This window comes from Acinetobacter piscicola, assembly GCF_015218165.1.
Lineage (GTDB): Bacteria > Pseudomonadota > Gammaproteobacteria > Pseudomonadales > Moraxellaceae > Acinetobacter > Acinetobacter piscicola_A.
On sequence record NZ_CP048659.1, the window covers coordinates 510,114 to 532,843 of the forward strand.

Below are 22,730 nucleotides of genomic sequence, written 5' to 3' on the forward strand. Positions count from 1 at the left end.
TCGATGAAATCTACTTAGCCTTTTAACATATTTTGGAAAGTTGGCTTATTGGGGTTCAAACAATAAGCCACTACAGCAGCCATGATATTCACCATGAAGTTATTTACCGAACGATGACGTGAATGTTCAAGTTGATGTAAATTTTTTAATTGATCATTCACTGTTTCGATCAATCCTCTTCTGCAAAGTAATTGTTTTTCTTCTTCTGTTTGGATAGGTTTGTTTTTCATATTCCGACGTGATGGGGTCAATATTTTCAGTCCTCTTGCTGCTAAAGCTTCGGCTTTTGCTTTGCTCAAATAGCCTTTGTCTCCGAGTAGGATCCCTTTTAATTCTTGAGTTAAAGAATCTAATATAGCAACATCATGAACATTTCCCGATGTGAGTTTGAGGTTAATAATTTCACCCAAATTATTGATAACTAAATGTAATTTAAAACCATAAAACCAAGCCGTACTACTTTTTCCACGACCGGCCAAACCTTTAAATACACGATGCCTTTTAATCCGAAGATTATGGCAAACCACCAATTTAGTGGAGTCAATGATACTGATTCCCGTATCTTTTCCTTTTACTTGATGGAAGAAACTACTCAGAGCTTGCAAACAACGGGGCATGATTTCAATAAATCGGTTGTAGCTAAGCAGTTTAGGAAAAGCAGATTTCCAGAATGGAACGATCATTTGGCAATAAAAATATTTGAAGAATCTAAACCCAGATTGATGAAATAAAATGACAATGGTCATTGCTTCAGACAAGCTTAAAGCTGACTTTTTCAACCTAGATTTTTGATCAGAAATTAAAGCTTTCTCTAAAGATTCATTAAATTTTTTGCAGAAATCATCCAAAATACAAAATAATTCGGTAATATGATCCATTGAAAAGCCTTGTTTTATAACATTTTGTCTTGAGAACCAATATGTTACAAATACAGGGCTTTTTTTTATACTCTTTTTTTATATCGAACTCAGGTTAAAATTATTTAGTTGTGTTAGTTTTTAGGGTAATGCTCCCGAAAATTAAACGAGTTTAAAAGTAGAAAATCGACTAGTCTTTGAACAAGGAGATTTTCCATGAAAACATCTAAATATTCAGATAGCTTAATCATGAGCATTTTAAAACAAGCTGAAGCAGGAACACCCGTGCCTAACCTTTGTCGTGAGCATGGGATGAGTACAGCAACTTTCTACAAGTGGAAGTCCAAATATAGTGGTATGGATTTATCACTTATGACTCGGCTAAAAGAACTCGAAGCTGAAAATGCACGTTTAAAACGAATGTACGCTGATGAGCGCCTTAAATCAGATGTACTGCAAGATGCATTATCAAAAAAGTTTTAAGGCCACAACAGCGCAAATCACTTGCTCAGCAGGCGACTGAGCAATTTAATATTTCAGTCACTATGGCCTGTTTAATCTTCAATGTGAGTCAAACCTGCTATCGCTATAAGACCTGTTTGGATGATGAGAATCAGCAGATCGCACATTGGTTAATTCAGCTGACGAATGATCATAAAACATGGGGCTTTAAGCTTTGCTTCCTGTATTTACGTAATGTTAAGCAATATAAATGGAACCATAAGCGAGTTTACCGAATATACAAGGAACTTGAACTGAATTTAAGAATCAAACCAAACAAGCGCATAAAGCGTGAAATCCCTGAGAGGCTTGCTGTACCTGTTGTTCAGAATGAATCATGGTCGATGGATTTTATGTATGATCAATTGAGTGATGGGCGCAGTTATCGTGTCCATAATGTCATTGATGACTATAATCGTGAGTCTTTAATCATGGTGGTGGATTTTTCACTACCAGCTCAAAGAGTTCTGAGAGACCTAGATCAACTGATTGCATGGCGAGGAAAGCCCAAGCGTATTCGATCCGATAACGGCCCAGAATATGTGAGTGATTTAATGGATCAGTGGTGTAAAAAGCATGAGATTGAGCATGTTTTTACCCAACCTGGCAATCCACAGCAGAATGCCTATGTTGAGCGTTTTAATCGAACAGTGCGTTATGAATGTTTAAATCAGCATTTATTTGACAATATTGAGGAGGTACAAAACTATACAACTGCGTGGCAGTACTTTTATAATCATGAAAGACCACATATGGCAATTGATGGCAGACCACCTAACTTTAAACGATAACAAGGGCTTGGAGTTTTCTAATTTTGACCTCAGTTAATAATGGGGGTATTACCTTAGAAGAAGAGGAATAAGCGTGAAAAAAAATATTGTTAGTGTTTTTTTTATATTGCCGTTTATATCTGTTTTTGCTCAAGCACAAACATTTAAATTAATAGGGGTTGGTCAAGATTATGAAGAGCCGTTATACAGTGGGGAAGCAATTCTTATTGGGCAATATTCTAGAAATTATGAGGATTATACAGTTATGGGTATAGAAAACCCTGTCTGTTTTAATCTTTCACTCAAACAGCTTAAGGCTGCGCCATCTCCTGTAAGTGCCAACTTTTGTTTTAAAAATTCTAGAGAGGCTCATAAGATACTTAATTTACCAATAAATGGTAAAAAAGGTTGTTTATATGAAGGAAATGCAAAGATCAAAATAAAAAACTTTTCATTATATTCTTCTATAGATCCTTCAGTACTAGATATTACCTATTTGGTTTCCGCTAGTGAAGTAAGTAAACCTAAAATAACTTGTGATTAAAGATAATTTTGCAATAGTTTGAATTTTAAATTTCGATGAATACTGAATGAGAAAAAAAAGACCGCCGAAGCGGTCTTTAAAATTTTCAAATGACTGAAAGTTTAGTAATCAAAGCTGAAATGATCTGCTTCAAGTGCCATCATCGTCTTAGAAGGATTCACCATAGACTCTGCATGACCTTGTGCACGTGGTAACAATTGTTCAAAGTAGAAATCAGCCACTTTGATTTTTGCTTTATAGAATTCAGGAGTTTCTGAACCTGTACCAGACGCTAATTTTTCAGAAGCAACAGCCGCTTGCTGTGCCCAATAATACGCCATCATTGAATAACCAGAGAACATTAAGAAGTCTACAGAAGCAGAAGAGACGATGTCACGGTCCTTACGTGCAGCAAGCATGATACGTACAGTTAACGCATTCCATTGTGCACAGATCTTGGTGAGATCCCATGCAAAACGGCGCATGTATTTATTACGTGCATGTTGACCACAGAATTTCAGGATTTCACCTGTATATTCACGAACCACTTTACCTTTAGAAGAAAGCAGTACTTTACGACCGATCAAGTCAAGTGCCTGAATCCCTGTTGTCCCTTCATATAAGGTAGAAATACGCGCATCACGTGCGATCTGTTCCATACCATGTTCTTTGATATAACCATGACCACCAAAGACTTGCATACCGTGGTTTGCAGCTTCCAAGCCCATTTCAGTTAAGAAACCTTTGAGGATTGGGGTATAGAAACCAAGTTTGTCATCATATTCATCAAATTTTGCTTGGTCGTTTTGTGCAAGAGCATCAGCCATTTTATCTGCAAGTTGAGCTGCATGATAAATCATTGAACGACCACCTTCAGCAATCGCTTTTTGCGTCAATAACATACGACGTACATCAGCATGGTGAATGATCGGGTCAGCCACTTTTTCAGGCTCTTTTTTACCTGAAAGTGCACGCATAGACATACGATCTTTTGCGTATGGTAAAGCGCCTTGGAAAGAAAGTTCAGCATGCGCTAAACCTTGAACCGCAGTACCGATACGTGCTGTGTTCATGAAGGTAAACATGGCATGTAAACCTTTATTGATTTCACCAATCAAGTAACCTGTTGCTGCGTCAAAGTTGAGTACAGCAGTTGCAGAAGCACGGATCCCCATTTTGTGTTCAATCGAACCACAGGTTACAGGATTACGTTCACCTACACCGCCATCCGCAGTTGGGATGAATTTAGGTACGATGAATAACGAAATACCTTTAGTACCTGCAGGTGCATCTGGAAGGCGTGCTAGTACGATGTGAACAATATTTTCAGTTAAATCATGCTCACCTGCAGAGATAAAGATTTTTGTCCCTGTGATTGCATAAGTCCCATCTGCATTTGGCTCAGCCTTAGTTTTTACTTGACCTAAGTCTGTACCACATTGTGGTTCAGTTAAGCACATCGTGCCTGACCAAGTACCCGCCGTAAGATGAGGCATGTAAGTCGCTTTTTGTTCTTCTGTACCAAATTGCATGATGGTATTCATACAACCCATACTTAAACCTGGGTACATGGTGAATGACCAGTTTGCAGTCCCCATCATTTCAGATTTTACAAGATTAAGAGACATTGGTAAGCCTTGACCACCAAACTCTTCTGGATAAGACAGACCTTGCCAACCACCTTGAATAAATTGTTCATAGGCTTCTTTAAAGCCTTTAGGTGTAGTCACTTCGCCATCTTTAAAATGACAGCCTTCTTCATCACCTGATTGGTTTAAAGGAGAAAGTACATTTTCACAAAAATCGGCTGCACCTTCTAAAATCATATCTACGGTATCGGCATCGGCATTTTCACCGATCGAAAGTGTTTTGTAGTGTGCAGGATAGTCAAAAACTTCATTCATTAAGAAGCGAATATCACGGAGCGGGGCTTTATATGCTGGCATGTCTTTAATCCTAATTTAAAAATAGTTGTGGATCTTTGATCGATAATTTTATTATTCATAAATCAGATAGAATTACATTGATAATTGTCAATAAATAAAATGTCAGAAAGGCTAATTTGTTATAAATAATGCAGGTCATTTAGCTAATTATTTGCTATAGTTTTAATCAATTTTTAAAATATTATTTTAAATATTGCTATTGGTAATTATAATTATTCAAGGTGTTAGACAATCTTATGCGATTAAAATATTTAACTTTAAGTCTTTTTAGTTTGAGTTTGGGTGCATGTTCATCTCATGTCATTAAAACCAATCCTAACCAATCAGATATAACGTCATCTATACGTGCAACACAGGCGTTAAACGCAATTTATGAGTATCCAAGTTTTGATTATTCAGGTCAGGTCAAGGTCAATTTAGCTCAAAGTCAGGATGTAAAAACAAACACTTATGCCAATCCAGAGTTAAGTTTAGATGCTGAGATTAAAAGAAAATTAGATCAGTATTTAAAAGCACAACAGATCAAATTAACACATGAAGATCAGCAAGCTTTATATCAAAGTCTTGCTAAGCAAGATGTATCCTCCCTGTCGGATGTATTGGGGAAAGGTTCAAGTTTTGTTGAAAGTATGCTGAATGATTTAAATATTCAGTATGACGGGACAGTCAATTATCGGCAAAAAATAGCGTCACTTAATCTGTCATCGCAGTATAAAAAACCGAACTTATTGGTTGCAGTACGAATTCCGACAGTGATTGATTTTAGTGATTATAAATTTTATACCCAAATTTTTTCATTGATGCCTTATTTGGCAAATCCACAAGATCAAGATAAGTATGCTTATTTAGATTTTTCAAAATATAAAGATCAAATTTCGAAAGTAAACAATAAGGCACTGATTGAATTTTTAAAACAATCAAGTGCAACAAGTTATGTTTTGGCTGACCCAAAGCAAGTACAAAATCTACGTGTGAGTGCGGCTGAAAAGCAGCAAGGGATTGTTGAAAAAATTCGTTTAAATGGCAGTGTTGAAGAATTTTTCTTACAGGCAAGTTTATATGGCACGGTTAACCGTGATTATTTAATGCATGCTGTCTTTGGCATAGATGCAGCAGCGGCAGAACAGTCAGCAATTGAAAACTTAGCTGCACAAGCCGTTGCGGAAGCAGAGGCTGAGCATGCGGCAGAAGAGGAGCGTGATGAAGCCACTGCTGCGATGTATAAACTCTATGAAGCAGTGAATAAAACGGTTTTAGATATTTCTGATGAAGATGACGACATCGCAACAGCAGAAACAGCAACAGCAGCGGCTGATGCTGCGGTAGCTGCGGCAATGGATGCAACAGCTGCAGATGCGACGGCGAGTAGTGAAGAAGATGAGGAATCTGAAGAAGGTGTATTATTGACTTCACAACAATGTGAAGATTTAACACAAAATAAAACAAACTTACGAATCGGTGATGTGACTTATTGTCAGTATGCTTATGACATAGATGTCTTTGAAGCGACTTCAGCACCGTCCTTGGTCGAAATGCAGTTATCTGAAAAGAATAAGGCATTAACTGAAAAATTTGCATCATTGGGTTCAAAAGATGAATTGGTTACTGCACAACAATTTAAGCAATTGTGGCTAGAGAATCAAAAAGAGATTGATGCCGTTTTAGTTTCGCAAGAAAAGCGTAACCCTTTTATTATAGATGTTTCACTTGATGAAAAGGGGCGTATGGTCAAAGCTGACTATGATTTAAACTATGACTTAGATGATTTTCAACGTAAATTAAATGTCAAATTTGATATGCAGTTTAAAAATTATGGCAATGCCAGCAAAATTGACCGTCAAAGTTTAAATCAAGCGAAGTCATTCCAAGAGGTCTTTAAAGGCAGCCCAATGCAAAAATTGTTTGGCGGCTTTGGAAAAGCCTCAGAAGATGAAGGCAAAGTCATTGATTTCTCTGACTCATTACAGCAGTTAGCCAATAAAGTTTATCAACAAACACAGTCTTATGAAAAAACCTATAAGGCCGTATTTATTGCCAAACTCACGCATGATTCAGCACAAATTGTAAAACAGTATTCTGCACAAGATTTACAAGAGATTGCTGCTGTATATGCTTATTCTTACAGTGATGAAGATATTTACAATCCGAAAGGGCAAGCTTTAAAACACATTGAGGCTTTAAAGAAAAAGCATCATTTAGAAGAAGATGAGCAGTTTGACCATGATTTAGGTAATGATGTTGATGATGTTGTGGTTGCAGCAATGACAGCACAAAAAAGCGTGATTGAAATGCAGCAATTGTTGAAGAAATACAAGACCGCAGAAGCCGTATTTGCACATTATTATGCAGAAAAATTTGAGCAAGAAAATGGTCTTGAGGCATTGCAACAAGATGAGTTTAAGAAAACGGTAAAGACGCTGGGTAAAGCCTATGTGGCATTGAAAAATAACAAGTTTAAAGACAATGTTATTGCAAATTTAACTGAAAATTCAGTGGAATTTATTGATTATGCACTATTTAAAGAAACCTACATTGCCTTGAGCGATGCAAATTTAAAATAAAATTTTAAATGCTGTAAAAAGAACCTCTACGGAGGTTCTTTTTATTAAAAATCCAAACAATTTTTTAGAGAAAATCTTTAATATTCGGCTTCACCCCATGCCAAATATAAAAAGCTTCTACGGCTTGACCAACCAACATGCCAAAACCTTCAGAAGTTGCGACACCACGTGCTTTGGCTTGGTCTAAAAAGCTTGAAGCTTTGCCATATGCCATTTCATAAGCTGCATTAAACTGTAAACTTTCTGGTAAAATTAAAGCATCACCAGAAAGGCTTGCTGAGGTTGCATTGATGACAATGTCAAATTGTCCATTGAGATCATCTAAAGCGCAGGCAGATAATGTTGCCTCAGGAACTGCATCTTGTAGATCAGCAATTAATTGCTCAGCACGTGCAAGAGTACGATTGGCAATGACTATTTTTTTTACACCAGCTTGTACCAATGGATAAATCACGCCACGGGTCGCACCACCTGCACCAATGATTAAAATTGAGGTCTGGTCTAATGCCCAATCGAGTGCCTGAATGGCTTCGACTAGACCTTGTCCATCCGTATTGTCGCCATGCAGTTCGCCATTTTCCATCCATAAGGTATTGACTGCTTTCGCAATTTTTGCACGTTCAGAAAGATGCTGACATAAGGCAAAAGCTTGTTCTTTAAATGGTACAGTGACATTCATGCCTGTGCCATGATCTGCAAAAAAAGCCTGAACACTGTCTTCAAAACCATCTAAAGGCGCAAAACGTTTGACATAATCGAGTGCAATTCCTGTTTTTTCAGCAAAAGCATGATGAAGCTCAGGGGAGCGAGATTGTTCGATAGGATTACCAATAACGGCAAACTGTTTGCGCATGTTGCAACATCCTTGGGCTAAAAAGAGGGCTTAATATACGTCAAAAATGCATTGCTCTAAAGCCTAAATCTCAACAAGAACATTGAAAAGACTAAAAAATTATGGGTTACAAATATCTCGAATCGTGTTCATAAAAATATAAGACATATTTAAACATAAACCGATAATTGCAAAGAACATTAAGCTAAAACCAAAATGATCATTCAAGGGCTTTTCAGAAAAAATCACTGTGCTGATCGCACTCATGAGGGCAATGAAAAGTATGCAAAATACCGCACAGTTAAGGTTAATACGTTTTGTCTGCATCTCAACTTCCTGAGTGTAGGGCATACAAAATAGCAAATAAAAATTGATTTTGCTGTCCATGTCGTGGGATTAGGTCGGAGTTTTAGTGTACGCCATTTCAGCATGAAAAGATGGCAAAGGCGTAGTGAAAGTGTGACAAACTATGTGGGTATGCGTGTGTTTTGTAAGAATGAAATCAAAAATAGAGTGCATTAAAAGCATAAACAGAAACCCTAAAGAGATTTCTGTTTATATTTGACATCAAAATTATTTTAATTCAGCAAGCCAATCTTTAGGTTTTAAATAATAGTCGGTTAAGCGTTTTTCTGCTGAATCTTCATCCCATTCGGGACGATATGACCATGCTGCAAGCGGTGGCATACTGACGAGAATAGATTCAATGCGCCCACCTGTTTGTAAGCCAAACAGTGTTCCACGGTCATACACTAAATTATATTCAACATAGCGACCACGGCGATACAATTGGAAATCACGTTGCGCTTTGGTAAATGGTTGATTTTGACGTTTTTGGAAAATAGGTAAGATTGCTTCTAAATAACCATTCCCGACCGCTTGGATATATTCAAAACATTTCTCGAAATCCCATTGATTTAAGTCATCGAAGAATAATCCACCTACACCACGTTGCTCATCACGATGTTTTAAATAGAAATAGTCATCACACCATTTTTTATGTTCAGCATACACATTTTCACCAAAAGGGGCGCATAGATCAGAGGCTTTTTGATGCCACGCTAAAACATCTTCATCGTTGGGATAAAATGGCGTTAAGTCAAAACCACCACCAAACCACCAAATTGGGTCTTGTCCTTCAGGTTCAGCGACAAATAAACGTACATTGGCATGAGAGGTTGGGACATTTGGGTTTTTAGGATGAATTACTAAGGAAACACCGAGTGCTTGGGCTTTTGCACCTGCAATTTGTGGATGACGTTCTGTTGCAGAAGCTGGCAGTTTTGAAATGTTAATGTGTGAGAACATCACACCGCCTTTTTCAATTACCGTACCATTTTGTAAAACACGTGAACGACCACCGCCACCTTCTGGACGTTCCCATTCATCGATTTCAAATATTGCTGTACCACCGCTTTCAAGTTCACGAGTTTCTAAGCCTGCACAGATACGGGCTTGTAAGTCGAGGAGAAATTCACGGACACGCTGAATATCAGCTGAAGTTGGATTCTGCATGATGACCCTCATTGGGAAGATTTGAATTCAAAAAATGCTGTATTGAGTATATAAAAACACAAAACCATAAAAAAAGTAAGGCTTTTGAATGATTTCTTTTTTGTCGTGTGGGGCAGTGAAATAAATAGCGAATTTAACATAAATTTTATATGCATCATGCATACAGTTTAAGCATTTGTTTTGATGTTATTTCATTTCTGTAACGCTGATGTTTTATAGATGAAAAGTCATTTACTCAATCACAGCGTGTTATTTAAATGCTATTAATATCTCAACGAATTGTTTTAGTTTTGGTATTGCGATATTCACTCGCTGACTCATCGTTAAATAAAAAGTTAGGAAGCAAATAAAATGGAAGTGAATTTTATTTGCTTAATCTCTAATTTTTAAATGAAATGGCTTTTAAAGTCGCCAGTAGTTAAAAATCATCTTTATCATACATATGTGACATACGATCATGTTTGGTTTTTAAATAATCTGCATTAAATTCATTTAAGCCTACGGTCAAGGGCACACGATCAATGACATCAATGCCAAGATCAGTTAACGCCTTTAATTTCAACGGATTATTGGTAATGAGTTTGACGTGTTTAACCTGTAAATGATCGAGCATGATGCTACACATTTCATAAGTCCGTGCATCGGCAGGTAGATTTAACAGCAAGTTGGCATCTACAGTGTCATGTCCTTGATCTTGCAAAGCATAAGCACGGATTTTATTGGTCAAACCAATACCACGACCTTCCTGACGTAAATATAAAATCACGCCTTGACCTGCGTCATTCATCATTTTCATGGTGTTATGCAGTTGTGGGCCACAATCACATTTTAAAGAACCGAAGGCATCGCCTGTTAAACATTCGGAATGAATACGAACTAAAACGGGTTCAGAAGGCGCATTTTCCAAACCTTTAGAAAGAGCAACATGCTCTTCGCCCGTCTGAGGATCCTGAAATACAGAAATTTTAAAATCACCATAAGCAGTAGGTAATTTTGAAGTGGCAACAAACGCTATTGGCACAGAATTTTCCATTTTTTGTTTAGAAATTGACTAAAGTATAGCGTAATGCTTGGACATTGGTAGAATTGTCAAACAAGTTTTTATAGATAACTTTGCGATAAAATTTTCTTTTTTGTATAAAGCAGACAATAATAGTTGATCTAGAGATAGATTATTCAGGATAATCACGATCATGAACATACTTGCATCATTGGATTGAATTCAATGACGCATCATTATAAATGTGGCTGATCGAATGTGATATGATTCGATTTCTCAATCATGCTAACCCGTGTACCTCGCTTAGATTTGCCAGGCTTTAGAAGGCTTTGCCACATATGTTGTATACTGAAATACCTAGTCAACGTCCTGTAACGCCATTGTTGGATGGGATCCATTATCCTCAACAATTACGTCAACTTGAGCAAAGCCAATTGGCACAGGTCGCAGACGAATTGCGTCAATTTATTTTGTATGCTGCTGGTCAAAGTGGCGGGCATTTTGGTGCAAATTTGGGTGTAATCGAGTTGTCGGTTGCACTACATTATTGTTTTGAAACACCGAAAGACCGTTTAGTTTGGGATGTAGGGCATCAAGCCTATCCACATAAAGCCTTAACAGGTCGCCGTGAACAACTGACGACAATTCGCTCTAAAGATGGTTTAGCCGCTTTTCCTGCACGTGAAGAATCTGAATTTGACACCTTTGGTGTCGGTCATTCATCCACTGCTATTTCAGCAGGCTTGGGGATGGCTTTGGCGAGTCGTTATCAAAAAGAAGCTCGCGAAGTGGTTGCTATTGTCGGTGATGGTGCAATGACGGCAGGAATGGCTTTTGAAGCCATGAATGATGCGGTTGCCCACAATGCAGATTTGATGGTGGTCTTGAACGACAATGATATGTCAATTTCCCAAAGCACAGGTGGTTTTGCAAAGCACCTTGCTTCAATTTGGGAACAGGGTCAGTTTATCAATATTGATGAACACGGTCAGGCATTTGTGCAAGACTGTCCTAAATGGGATTACAACTCACGTTTGCATGAATCTGCAACAGATGCAGCCGATAACTTATTCAAAGCCATTGGATTTGACTATTTTGGACCGTTTGATGGTCATGATGTCGAACAATTGGTACAAGTGTTTAATGCACTGAAAAAACGTAAAGGTCCTCGTCTAATTCACATCTATACAGTGAAAGGTAAAGGCTTTGCACCTGCGGAAGCAGATCAAATTAAATATCATGCAATTAGTAAAATAAATACAGCGCCCTCTAAAACCACTGCACCAAAGTACTCAGATGTATTTGGGCAATGGTTATGTGATGAAGCTGCCCAAGATGACAAATTACTCGCCATCACACCTGCAATGTGTGAAGGTTCAGGCATGGTCAAGTTCGCACAACAATTTCCTGAACGTTATTTTGATGTTGCGATTGCAGAACAGCATGCTGTGACTTTGGCAGCAGGTATGGCATGTGAAGGTTTAAAACCCGTTGTTGCAATTTATTCAACATTCTTACAACGTGGTTATGACCAGTTGATTCATGATGTAGCGTTGCAAAATTTGGATGTGACGTTTGGCATCGACCGTGCTGGATTGGTGGGTGAAGATGGCCCTACACATGCAGGCGCATATGATTATGCCTATATGCGCACTGTACCAAATATGGTGATCATGGCACCAAAAGACGAAAATGAATGTCGTCAAATGCTGCATACAGCCTATCTATACAAAGGTCCGACAGCCGTTCGCTATCCACGTGGGAATGGCTTAGGTGTCGAGATTCAACAACAACTCACTGAACTTGAAATTGGTAAAGCTGAAATTGTTGCTGAGTTTAATACCGAGCATGAAGGAGGCATTAGCATCCTTGCTTTTGGTAGTCGTGTTCAGCCTGCAATTGAATCTGCAAAACAACTTGCTACTCAGTTGCATATCGCAGTTCGCGTGGTGAATATGCGTTTTGTAAAACCATTGGATGAACAAATCATTTGTGACTTAGCGGATAAAACTCATTTATTTGTCACTGTAGAAGAACATGCGGTAATGGCGGGTGCGGGTAGTGCAGTTAATGAGCTCCTTGCTCAAGCAAAAATTGTTAAACCTATTTTGAATTTAGGTCTACCTGATGAGTTCTTACCTCAAGCGACGCATGCTGAAATGTTGCAAGATTGTGGTTTGGATGCCAACGGCATTCAGAACTCAATTGAACAGGCTTGGTTAAAGCTTACGCAACCTGTTTAAAATATGATAGATTTTTTCTAAATTTGAAAATGTAAAATTTTAGAAACAAAATTTCCCCAAAAGCGTCGATATTTGTTAAAATGTCGGCGCTTTTATGCATTATTCTTTATCAGTATCTTCAAATTTGTAGTGGGTGTTCAATGGAACCTATGGTGGTGATGGCTGCGCGTGCGGCTCAATTAGTTGGTCAAGAGCTTTTAAAAGCGCATCAAAATCGTCATAAACTCGATCTACAAGTCGAAGAAAAAGGTATTGATGGTCCTGTGACTCGTGTAGATCGTTACATCGAGCAGCTGACGATTGATACTCTTCGTAAAAGTTATAAAAATCACAGCTTCCTTGGTGAAGAGTTTGGTATGCAAGAAGGTAAAGGTCACGATGCTGATTGGTGTTGGGTGATCGATCCGCTTGATGGTACTTTAAACTTTATCAATGGCTTCCCTCATTTCTGTGTCTCTATCGCAGTTCAACATAAAGGAATTACTCAACACGGTGTTATTTATGACCCTGTGAAAGATGAGCTATTTTCTGCAAGCCGTGGTCGCGGTGCAATGTTGAACCAACGCCGTATTCGTGTAAACGTGAAAGACAGCCTTGAAAATACATTCATGGGCGTAGGTCATGCTTACCGTAAAATTCGTAACGGTGAAGTGGTTTCTTATGCGAAAAACCATTTTGAATCATTGTTAAACGTAACTGAAGCAGGCGCGCAATACCGCCGTGCAGGTTCTGCTGCATTGGATTTAGCTTATGTTGCTGCTGGTCGTTTAGATGGTTACTTTGAACTTGGTTTGAAACCTTGGGATATCGCAGCAGGCGAGTTGATCGTGAAAGAAGCGGGTGGTACAGTGGTTGATGCGCGTGGTGGTTCTGATTCTATGGAAAACGGTCAAGTGATCGCATGTTCGATGAAAATGTTAAAACCACTGATGCAACAAGTTGTTCCTGCTTGGGGTGAAGCTGCGAAGTAATTTATGCTTTTGTAGTTTGAGTTTTGAAAAGCCTTCATGTGAATGAGGGCTTTTTTTATGCCTATTTCATTTTTTGAGTAGCAAGATAAGTCTGAATAAGTTCAATATCGTGAAGGTCTTTCTCTCTTCTATAACTTTGCTTTAACTGCATCAATGTTTGTAAATTAATAAATTGTATTTGATTGAAAATATCTGCATGTTCAAATAGTTGAGATGTAGTTCGTTGGAAATCGTCAGTATTTACATCAAGATAAACTTCAATGAAATCTTTAAAGAGTTTTGGTTTGCCGTTTGGGCGAATTGTATAACTCTATTGATGATCTTTTTTTAGTTTTTCAAATAATTCAGCGGTTACGACAATATCAAGGTCAGAAGTTTCTCGAAGATTCCTGATGACTAAAGCACCTCCACCAACGATAATAAAGTCGGTGTTTGGAAATTCTAGCTTTTGTATCTCATTGAGTAATTCTTGTTTATTCATTTAGAAAACTCATCGATAGGGTTATTTGTAATGAGTATAAAGGCTTTATGTAGATAATGTTTATTGCTAATGTTATGAGGATGGGTAGAGGTGACATTTTTCACAGGAAAAAACAATAAAACTTCGTGACATTATTTTAAATTCTGCTATACTCCGCCCACGCACTAAATTTCGTTCATTACCTGAACATTCTCTTCTATATTGTGTATGCGCGTCCGGTCCAAGAGAGGACAATATTTCGCGCCCCACCCAATCGCTTAAGCGATTCCTTCAGGTTGCGGCTGTAATCAAATGTGCGTTATACGCATCGTCGTTCTCGGATCGCCGCTGATTCTATATTTTCAGCGATAATTGCTGTGCCGCTTTTTGCCGATGTCCATCAGACCATATTTTTAATGGAGCACCCACATTCGGGGTGAATATCTCTATGAGCAAAACTTTTGCTGATTTTCCTTTAGACGAGTCATTACATAAAGCACTCGAATCTCTTGGTTTTACTACACCTACTCCTGTTCAAGAACAATCAATTCCAGCGGCTTTAGAAGGTAAAGATCTTTTAGTATCTAGCCAAACGGGTTCTGGTAAAACTGCTGCATTCTTACTGCCTACATTAAACGCTTTAGCAGGACAAGACACTTTTGTTCCTTTTAAAGAACGTATGAAAGCAGTAACACAACCAAATATTTTGGTGATCTCTCCAACGCGTGAACTTGCACAACAAGTATGTCAAGACGCAATTGCATTTGTACGTCACATGAAAGGTGTTCGTATTGCTGCAATCATGGGGGGTATGCCATTTGGTAAACAAATCCAACAATTAAAAGGCGCGCAAGTTGTTGTTGCGACTCCGGGTCGTTTACTTGACCTTGTAAACCGTCGTCAAATCAAACTTGATAAAGTTGATTCTTTAATTGTGGATGAAGCTGACCGGATGCTGGATTTAGGTTTCTCTGAAGACCTAGAAGCAATTAGCGACTTAGCTGCTAACCGTAAACAAACATTAATGTTCTCTGCAACATTTGCACCACGTATCATTAACCTTGCTGAACGCATGATGAATGATCCTGAACGTATTGCAATTGAAACAGGTCATTCTACCAATACTGACATTACCCAAACTTTACATTGGACTGATGGTTTTGAGCATAAGAAAAAATTGCTTACTCATTGGTTAAATGAAGAAGATTTGGATCAAGCCGTTGTATTTGCGTCTACACAAGAAGACACAGACATGCTTGCTGAAGAGTTAACAGAAGCGGGTCTATCTGTTGTTGCGCTTCATGGTGCAATGCCACAAACGGTACGTAACCGTCGTTTACGTTCAATCCGTGAAGGTCGTGCAAAAATCTTAGTTGCAACTGATGTAGCAGCACGTGGTTTAGACGTACCAACGATTTCTCACGTGATCAACTTCGGTCTTCCAATGAAAAACGAAGACTATGTACACCGTATTGGTCGTACAGGTCGTGCAGGTCGTACAGGTAAAGCGATTACTTTGGCGACTTATCGTGAGCGTGGCAAAATTCGTGCTTTAGAAGACTATTTAGAAACTCGTTTAGATGTTTCTGAAATTGAAGGCTTAGAGCCATCTCCACCGCCTGCACGCGGTAGCCGTGATGGTCGTGGTCGCAATGGTGGCGGTCGTCGTGATGGTGGTCGTGGCTTTGGTAGCGGTCGTGGTCGTGATGGCGGTCGCCGTTTTGAAGGGGAATCTAACTTCAAACGCCGTGAAGGTGGTGAAGACCGTCCACGTCGTAGCTTCGATGATAAACCACGTGGTGATCGTCCATCTTATGGCGAAGATCGTCCAAAACGTTCATTCGGTGGTGAAGACCGTCCACGTCGCGAGTTCAACAACGATCGTCCACGCCGTGAAGGTGGTTTTGAAGACCGCCCACGTCGCGAGTTCAGCAATGATCGTCCACGTCGTGAAGGTGGTTTTGAAGACCGTCCACGTCGTGAGTTCAATAATGATCGTCCACGTCGTGAAGGTGGTTTTGAAGACCGCCCACGTCGCGAGTTCAGCAATGATCGCCCACGTCGTGAAGGTGGTTTCAATGATAAACCACGTTTTGACTCAAATGATGACAACCGTGGTAATCGTGTAGATTACAAACCACGTCGTGAAGGTAGCTTCGGTGATCGTCCTAAGCGTTCATTTGGTGAAGATCGTCCACGTCGTGAGTTTAATGGTGATCGTCCACAACGCTCTTTTGGTGATGACCGTCCTAAGCGTTCATTCGGTGAAGATCAACCACGTCGTGAAGGCGGTGATCGTCGTCGTAAATTTAACGACTAACACCTATAGATCTAAAAACCAGCATTTATGCTGGTTTTTTTATGTCTATTTCTTTTGCTTTTATTTTAATATTTGTGATTCTTATCACATTTATGCTATGGTATGACAAATTCACCGCTAGGTCAGTACTGTGATTAAAGAAAGTTATGGGGAAATTATGTTATATATTTTTTCGATTCTATTGATTTCCAACATTGTGTATTTTATTTATAGTAGTTTGGTTTAAATAACCATGAATACTTTGAATGAGTGAAAGAATAAATAAAATCTCATTGCAATGTTCTTATAAAAATATCGTTTCCAAATTCTTAGTTGAAAAATACAATACGTTCTTTATCTTTAATTACAACAAAAAATTTGATTTCAGCGTATAGTATGCGAGCTGATGAATGCAGGAAAACGTTCAGCTATGAATAATCAATTATATCCCGATGCTCAAGCTTTAATTGACGTTAAAAATTTAAGCTTTAAGAGAGGGGAGCGTGTCATATATGACAATGTAAATTTAAAAATTCGTCGTGGACAAATTACCGCAATTATGGGGCCATCTGGCACAGGAAAGACCACATTACTGCGTTTGATCGGTGGACAATTAACACCAGATCAAGGTGAAATATTACTCGATGGTCAGAATATTGCTACAATGTCTCGAAGTGAATTATTTGCAGCGCGCGCACGTATGGGCATGTTATTCCAAAGCGGTGCATTATTTACAGATATGTCCGTATATGAAAATGTTGCCTTTCCCATTCGAGCACATACAAAATTACCAGAAAATTTAATCGCTGAAATTGTCGCTTTAAAATTAGAATCTGTCGGTTTGCGTGGTGCAGAGAAGTTGATGCCAGCGGAGCTATCAGGTGGGATGAATCGCCGTGTTGCGTTAGCTCGTGCGATTGCATTAGACCCTGATTTAATTATGTATGACGAACCGTTTGCAGGACAAGATCCGATTGTGATGGGGGTACTCACCCGTTTAATTCGTTCATTACGTGAAGCTTTGGATTTAACCACGATTATTGTTTCACATGATGTGGATGAAACTTTATCTATTGCAGACTATATTTATGTGGTTGCTGAAGGGAAAGTACAAGGCGAGGGGACACCTGCACAATTGCGTGAACATGCATCGCCATTTGTACGTCAGTTCCTGACAGGATCGGTTGAAGGTCCTGTTGATTATCAATTTAGCCATCAAGCCTATTTAAGCAATGAGGTCATTTCATGAATGCAATTGCCTTATTGGGTAGACGTGTTTTAGAACGTATTCAAGGCATAGGCGTTGCAACTCAAATGTTGTTACGTGTCTTATTTTCAATGCCTACGATTTTAGGTGTGAAACTTTTTATTTATCAAATGTATCGAGTCGGTGTTTTATCCTTCTTGATCATTGCTGTATCGGGCTTGTTTATCGGTGCAGTACTTGGCTTGCAGATGTATAACATCTTGGTCACTTTTGGTAGTGAAGCGATGTTGGGTGCGGCTGTTGCATTGACGTTGTTACGTGAGTTAGCACCTGTGGTTGCAGCGCTGCTATTTGCGGGGCGAGCAGGTTCAGCATTAACGGCTGAAATTGGTTTGATGAAAGCGACAGAACAGCTGTCTAGTATGGAAATGATTGGTGTAGATCCATTAAAACGTGTGGTTTCTCCACGTTTGTGGGCAGGTATTATTAGTTTACCGATGTTGTCTGTGATTTTTGCTGCGATTGGAATCATGGGTGGTAAAATGGTCGGTGTTGACTTTTTGGGGGCAGATGAAGGCTCTTATTGGAGTGGCATCATGAGTAGTACCCAATTTTACAAAGATGTACTCAATGGCACGATTATTAAAAGTTTAGTTTTTGCCTTAATTTGTACATGGATTGCGGTATATCAAGGTTATGCTTGTGAGCCAACATCAGAAGGTATTGCAACATCGACAACACGTACAGTCGTGTATTCATCATTATGTGTATTAGGTTTTGATTTTGTGTTGACTGCGGTCATGTTCGGAGGTGTTTAGTGAAATCACGTACAAGTGAGTTGACCGTAGGTGTTTTTGTCATCGTCTTCGGTATTGCTTTATTTTTCTTGGCGATGAAAGTGAGTGGCTTGGTTGGCAACACGCTGAAAGATAGTTATAGCATGACTGCAACCTTTGACAATGTAAATGGTTTAAAACCACGTGCCAAAGTAACCATGAGCGGTGTGAAAATTGGTCAAGTTGAATCTATTTCTTTAGACCCTGTCACACGTTTGGCGACTGTAAAATTTGATCTTGATGGTTCATTAACCAGTTTTAGCCCAGCGCAATTAAAAACAGTACAGCAAAATGCTTTAGAAGAACTACGTTATAGTTCTGATTATCAAGCTGCTGATCCAAAGAAACAAAAAGAAATGGAACAGCAACTATTGAATAACATGAAATCCATCACAAGTATCGATGAAGATGCTTACATAATGGTTGCAACCAATGGTCTTTTAGGTGAGAAATACCTCAAAGTTGTTCCTGGTGGTGGTTTAAACTATGTAAAACGCGGTGAAAGTGTCACAAATACCCAAGGTACAATGGATCTGGAAGACCTTATTTCGAAATTTATTACTGGTGGTGCAGGGAAATCATCAGAGGGTGCATCAGGTTCACAAGACGCACCTGCATCAAATGAAACGACAGATGCTCAAACATCTTTTGTTGAATAAGCATTAGAGGAAATATTGAAAGATGAATATTTTAATGAAACAAACTTTTACAGCAACAGTATTGGCAACTATGTTGGCAACTGCTGCGAATGCAGCCCCTGCAGAAGCACCATCAGCATTTGTGAAACGTGTTGCAGATGGTTTGATTACACGTTTAAAAACAGATCATGCAAAACTGCAAAATAACCCTGCAGCAGTAAAAGCAATTGTACGTCAGAATCTTGATCCGTACGTAGATGGTCAAGCATTTACACGTATTGTGATGGGTACTTATGCGACCAATCAGTATAGTAATGCAGCACAACGTGCTAAGTTTGAGCAAAATTTCCGTAATACATTGATTGAAAATTATGGTTCAGCTTTTGCTAAATATACCAATCAAACGTACACCATGCGCCCATTTAAAGCAACGAATAGTAAGAATCCTGTAGTGACCATCGACTTTAATAATAAAGGCGAAAAAATTCCTGTGTCATTCCAGTTGGCTGATCATGGTTCACAATGGAAAATCCGTAACATCAATGTTTCAGGCATTGATTTAGGTTTGCAATTCCGTAATCAGTTTGCTGCAAATGTGAAACGTAATGGCGGTAATATTGACAAAGCGATTGCGACATTTGAACCAGATGCAGATGCAGCAGTTAATAAAAAGTAAGATCAAGATAGGTGGTCGTGAGTGATTGAATTTAAAAATCAGGAATTACATGTAAGTGGTAAGATCGCTTATGAGAATGCTGAAAACTATTATTTAAATGGTTTGAAAATCATTCAGGCTGAGAAAACATTTCCAATGACTGTAAATTTATCGCAGTTGGAACATGGTAGTACCTTAGCTTTGTCTGTTTTAGTGCAATGGTTACGCCATACACCAAATACGCAAGGCTTACAATTTAAAGCTGTTCCTGAAAAAATGATGAAGATCATTCAAGCCTGTCATTTACAAGATGATTTAAAATTGATTTAAATTGTTAAAGTAAAAAGAAAAGCACCGAAAGGTGCTTTTCTTTTACAACTGTAGCATTTTGAAGTTTGCTTTATAGAATGGATGTAAAAACATACTAACAGGATTGTAGATTCGGTGTGTTTTTTGCGCTTCGCTTTGAAGAAATGCCTCAAAGCTTGCTCAAATCCATTTTTTCCATCTAAAATAAATCAGTGGTCCAACAAAGAATGCAATCAAAATACTAATGACCACATAAAAACTCGTTGTACCATGAGCAAAAGGTAAAACTTCAGTGTTCATTCCATAAATACTGGCAATGAGCATCGGAGGTGCAAGCATACTAGGTAGAATCGAGAATCGACGAATCGTATCATTCTGTTCGGTGTTAATGAATCCTGACGTTGTATCGAGTAGGAATCGAACTTTTTGAAACAAGAAAGCATCATGTTCAACCAATGAGCGAACATCTTCACTGAGCTCTCGAATATCTGCATCATAAATATGACTGCCCAAAGCACGAGGACGAGAAAGAAAGGTCAAAACTCGGCGTAAGTCGATGAGACAGAGTTGTGCTTTTCCGATCATGTCCTCTTTTTGTGCTAAGCGAGTAATCATGTCATCCAAATCTAAAATTTGTTCACGATGACGTACATTGAGTACTTCGGTTGAATATAGTTCTAAGTCCTTGTGGACATCTTCTAAGATATCCGCAAGTTCATCCAATTTGGCTTCGAGTAAACCCAATAAAATCCAAGTTGGATCTTTGTAGTCAATATCGTAGTCATTACGGCGTGCACGTGCACGAAAAGCACGGAAAGCAACAAGTTTTTCGCCACGCAAAGTAAATAAACGATCTTTATGTAAAATAAAAGCAACCGTTTGTACATTGGCAAGCATGTTGGATGAGTCTTCAGGATCATCTTCAACTTGATAATTTTTATTTTTCGTTAAAAAATAAGTACTGATATGTAAAATCCCATCATCATCACGATAAAATCGAGCAGATGATGAAATGTCTTCCAATGATTTTAGCGTTGGAAAATTTTGCTCATAAGCATCTAAAACCCATTCTTGTTCTTCTTGTGAGGGTGCAATAAGATCAATCCAGACCAGTTCAGGATGTAGATCAAATCCACCATTAATGGTGGCATCTTCCAAGCTACCGCGCTCAGTGGCGTAAAAGGCTTCAAGCATAGTGTCTTTTCTTCCTTGCGCTGTAGTGTTCAATCAATGCGTGTATTTTAGACAAGGATTTCAGTAAAAACACGGATTACATTGCTCTTTTGTAAAAAAAAATTGTGATACATTTTACAATTGTTGCATAATAAAATTTAAAATAGGTTAAATTCATGAATTCTATTGCAATTTTTTGTGGCTCATCTCTTGGTACAGATCCAATTTTTGCAGCTACTGCAAAACTGACTGGCGAAACAATCGCCAATCAAGGGAAAACATTAGTCTATGGTGGTGCACGTTCTGGCCTAATGGGGATTATTGCAGATAGTGCTTTAGCGGTTGGTGGCAAAGTCATTGGGGTGATTCCAGAAGGTTTGGTTGAGCGAGAACTTGCACATCCACATTTAACTGAATTATATATTGTAAAGAATATGCATGAACGTAAAACGAAAATGTCTGAACTTGCGGATGCATTTATTGCATTGCCGGGTGGTGCAGGTACAGTCGAAGAAATTTTTGAACAATGGACATGGGCACAACTTGGGATTCATTTAAAGCCGTGTGCATTTTTAAATGTCGAAGGTTTTTATGATGACTTATTAAAATTTATCCAATTGACCACGAATAAAGGTTTTTCTAAAGCAAGGTTTACAGATCAATTGATTTATTCCGATGCTTTGGATGAAATTTTATTGAAATTTGAAAATTATCAAGCACCTGAACCCAAATGGGGGGTAAAAGACCGTGAAGAATTGGTTAAATTGGATGACGCAGATAAAAAAATTTGACTAATTAAAACACAGCGATTATTTACATTTTACATTTATCTAAAACACAATATATTGCATGTTAAATAAAATAATATCACAATATATTGTGTATTTTATTTTTAGTCATCATGAACGTTATTACTGTTGCTGCTGCCATTATTTTAAATGATCAAAATCAATTGCTGTTGGTTCGAAAGAAAAATACTGACTTCTTTATGCAGGTGGGTGGTAAGTTAGAAGAAAATGAAGCACCTGAACACACCATGTTACGTGAGATTGCAGAGGAAATTGGTGCAAAAGCAAACATTCAGCAATTTATTGGTCGTTTTGAAACGCGTGCAGCCAATGAAGCAGGGCATCAATTGGTGAGCTATGTTTATCACGTCACCTTAGATCAAGCGCCGAAAATTGATGCTGAAATTGCAGAGATGAAATGGATTGCTTTGGATGACGATCCAACTTGGCTTGCTCCTTTAACCAATGAAGTCGTGATTCCGTGGTGTAGGGAGAATCTTGGCTAAGTACCCTCTTTACTTGTGAAGCAATGCTTCTTGTATCTTGATTGATATAGTGATTAGCTACCACTATACGCAAATTGTAGAGTTTGGAATGCTGCTAAAATCTTAAATTTGAACCTGAGATAAAACCTACAATTTGCCCT

The 22,730-nt window shown here is 38.5% G+C and carries 21 protein-coding genes; 13 read left to right on the forward strand and 8 right to left on the reverse strand.

Going from position 1 to position 22,730, the window contains the following annotated elements; all coding sequences use genetic code 11:
• Nucleotides 1–14 precede the first annotated feature (14 nt).
• Nucleotides 15–878, reverse strand: coding sequence for an IS982 family transposase (locus G0028_RS02400; RefSeq protein ID WP_180046794.1), 864 nt, complete (start codon nucleotides 876–878; stop codon nucleotides 15–17).
• Between the two features lie 195 nt (nucleotides 879–1,073).
• On the opposite strand from G0028_RS02400, the gene G0028_RS02405 reads away from it, so the two are divergent.
• Nucleotides 1,074–2,149, forward strand: a protein-coding gene (locus tag G0028_RS02405) for an IS3 family transposase (protein ID WP_180097343.1) whose coding sequence is annotated in 2 segments (ribosomal slippage) — nucleotides 1,074–1,326 and nucleotides 1,326–2,149 — 1,077 coding nt in all. Because the reading frame shifts where the segments join, the coding sequence is not laid out codon by codon here.
• A gap of 73 nt (nucleotides 2,150–2,222) precedes the next feature.
• Nucleotides 2,223–2,672, forward strand: coding sequence for a hypothetical protein (locus G0028_RS02410; RefSeq protein ID WP_130074308.1), 450 nt, complete (start codon nucleotides 2,223–2,225; stop codon nucleotides 2,670–2,672).
• Nucleotides 2,673–2,773: 101 nt separating this feature from the next.
• Here the strand turns inward: G0028_RS02410 and G0028_RS02415 are convergent, their stop codons facing one another.
• Nucleotides 2,774–4,597, reverse strand: coding sequence for an acyl-CoA dehydrogenase C-terminal domain-containing protein (locus tag G0028_RS02415; RefSeq protein WP_130074309.1), 1,824 nt, complete (start codon nucleotides 4,595–4,597; stop codon nucleotides 2,774–2,776).
• Nucleotides 4,598–4,833: 236 nt separating this feature from the next.
• Between G0028_RS02415 and G0028_RS02420 the strand changes: the two genes are divergently transcribed.
• A complete protein-coding gene (locus tag G0028_RS02420; RefSeq protein WP_180047286.1) occupies nucleotides 4,834–7,158 on the forward strand; it encodes a hypothetical protein in 2,325 nt (774 codons plus the stop codon).
• Nucleotides 7,159–7,222: 64 nt separating this feature from the next.
• Here the strand turns inward: G0028_RS02420 and aroE are convergent, their stop codons facing one another.
• The 4 genes from aroE to ribA form a co-directional block, all read right to left on the reverse strand.
• Entirely contained in the window at nucleotides 7,223–8,011 is a 789-nt protein-coding gene (gene aroE / locus G0028_RS02425) for a shikimate dehydrogenase (RefSeq protein WP_180047287.1), read from the reverse strand.
• Between the two features lie 99 nt (nucleotides 8,012–8,110).
• A complete protein-coding gene (locus G0028_RS02430; protein ID WP_130074312.1) occupies nucleotides 8,111–8,317 on the reverse strand; it encodes a hypothetical protein in 207 nt (68 codons plus the stop codon).
• 246 nt (nucleotides 8,318–8,563) lie between these two features.
• Nucleotides 8,564–9,505 (reverse strand): oxygen-dependent coproporphyrinogen oxidase, encoded by a 942-nt coding sequence (gene hemF, locus G0028_RS02435; protein ID WP_180047289.1) that lies wholly within the window; start codon nucleotides 9,503–9,505, stop codon nucleotides 8,564–8,566.
• A gap of 418 nt (nucleotides 9,506–9,923) precedes the next feature.
• A complete protein-coding gene (gene ribA, locus G0028_RS02440; protein WP_130074314.1) occupies nucleotides 9,924–10,526 on the reverse strand; it encodes a GTP cyclohydrolase II in 603 nt (200 codons plus the stop codon).
• Nucleotides 10,527–10,843: 317 nt separating this feature from the next.
• Between ribA and dxs the strand changes: the two genes are divergently transcribed.
• A complete protein-coding gene (gene dxs / locus G0028_RS02445) occupies nucleotides 10,844–12,748 on the forward strand; it encodes a 1-deoxy-D-xylulose-5-phosphate synthase (protein ID WP_180047291.1) in 1,905 nt (634 codons plus the stop codon).
• Nucleotides 12,749–12,888: 140 nt separating this feature from the next.
• Nucleotides 12,889–13,719 (forward strand): inositol monophosphatase family protein, encoded by an 831-nt coding sequence (locus G0028_RS02450; protein ID WP_174493389.1) that lies wholly within the window; start codon nucleotides 12,889–12,891, stop codon nucleotides 13,717–13,719.
• Between the two features lie 310 nt (nucleotides 13,720–14,029).
• Here G0028_RS02450 and G0028_RS02455 read toward each other — a convergent pair whose 3' ends face one another.
• Nucleotides 14,030–14,200 (reverse strand): hypothetical protein, encoded by a 171-nt coding sequence (locus tag G0028_RS02455; RefSeq protein ID WP_180047293.1) that lies wholly within the window; start codon nucleotides 14,198–14,200, stop codon nucleotides 14,030–14,032.
• Between the two features lie 427 nt (nucleotides 14,201–14,627).
• On the opposite strand from G0028_RS02455, the gene G0028_RS02460 reads away from it, so the two are divergent.
• The 6 genes from G0028_RS02460 to G0028_RS02485 all read left to right on the forward strand — a co-directional run bounded on the left by G0028_RS02460 (nucleotide 14,628) and on the right by G0028_RS02485 (nucleotide 20,144).
• Nucleotides 14,628–16,499, forward strand: coding sequence for a DEAD/DEAH box helicase (locus G0028_RS02460; RefSeq protein WP_130074318.1), 1,872 nt, complete (start codon nucleotides 14,628–14,630; stop codon nucleotides 16,497–16,499).
• A gap of 409 nt (nucleotides 16,500–16,908) precedes the next feature.
• Nucleotides 16,909–17,727, forward strand: coding sequence for an ABC transporter ATP-binding protein (locus G0028_RS02465; protein WP_130074319.1), 819 nt, complete (start codon nucleotides 16,909–16,911; stop codon nucleotides 17,725–17,727).
• Entirely contained in the window at nucleotides 17,724–18,503 is a 780-nt protein-coding gene (gene mlaE, locus G0028_RS02470) for a lipid asymmetry maintenance ABC transporter permease subunit MlaE (RefSeq protein ID WP_130074320.1), read from the forward strand. Before G0028_RS02465 ends, mlaE begins: the two co-directional genes overlap by 4 nt.
• Nucleotides 18,503–19,180 (forward strand): outer membrane lipid asymmetry maintenance protein MlaD, encoded by a 678-nt coding sequence (locus G0028_RS02475; RefSeq protein WP_130074321.1) that lies wholly within the window; start codon nucleotides 18,503–18,505, stop codon nucleotides 19,178–19,180. Before mlaE ends, G0028_RS02475 begins: the two co-directional genes overlap by 1 nt.
• 22 nt (nucleotides 19,181–19,202) lie before the next feature.
• Nucleotides 19,203–19,835, forward strand: coding sequence for a phospholipid-binding protein MlaC (locus G0028_RS02480; protein ID WP_130074322.1), 633 nt, complete (start codon nucleotides 19,203–19,205; stop codon nucleotides 19,833–19,835).
• 21 nt (nucleotides 19,836–19,856) lie between these two features.
• Nucleotides 19,857–20,144, forward strand: a complete 288-nt coding sequence (locus G0028_RS02485; protein ID WP_130074323.1) for a lipid asymmetry maintenance protein MlaB — start codon at nucleotides 19,857–19,859, stop codon at nucleotides 20,142–20,144.
• Between the two features lie 159 nt (nucleotides 20,145–20,303).
• Here G0028_RS02485 and G0028_RS02490 read toward each other — a convergent pair whose 3' ends face one another.
• Entirely contained in the window at nucleotides 20,304–21,317 is a 1,014-nt protein-coding gene (locus G0028_RS02490; RefSeq protein WP_130074324.1) for a CorA family divalent cation transporter, read from the reverse strand.
• Between the two features lie 155 nt (nucleotides 21,318–21,472).
• Between G0028_RS02490 and G0028_RS02495 the strand changes: the two genes are divergently transcribed.
• Both G0028_RS02495 and G0028_RS02500 read left to right on the forward strand, forming a co-directional pair.
• The gene (locus G0028_RS02495) at nucleotides 21,473–22,087 is read left to right on the forward strand and encodes a TIGR00730 family Rossman fold protein (RefSeq protein WP_174493384.1); all 615 of its coding nucleotides are present in this window, start codon (nucleotides 21,473–21,475) and stop codon (nucleotides 22,085–22,087) included.
• A gap of 110 nt (nucleotides 22,088–22,197) precedes the next feature.
• A complete protein-coding gene (locus G0028_RS02500) occupies nucleotides 22,198–22,590 on the forward strand; it encodes an NUDIX hydrolase (RefSeq protein ID WP_174493383.1) in 393 nt (130 codons plus the stop codon).
• The last annotated feature ends 140 nt before the right edge of the window (nucleotides 22,591–22,730 follow it).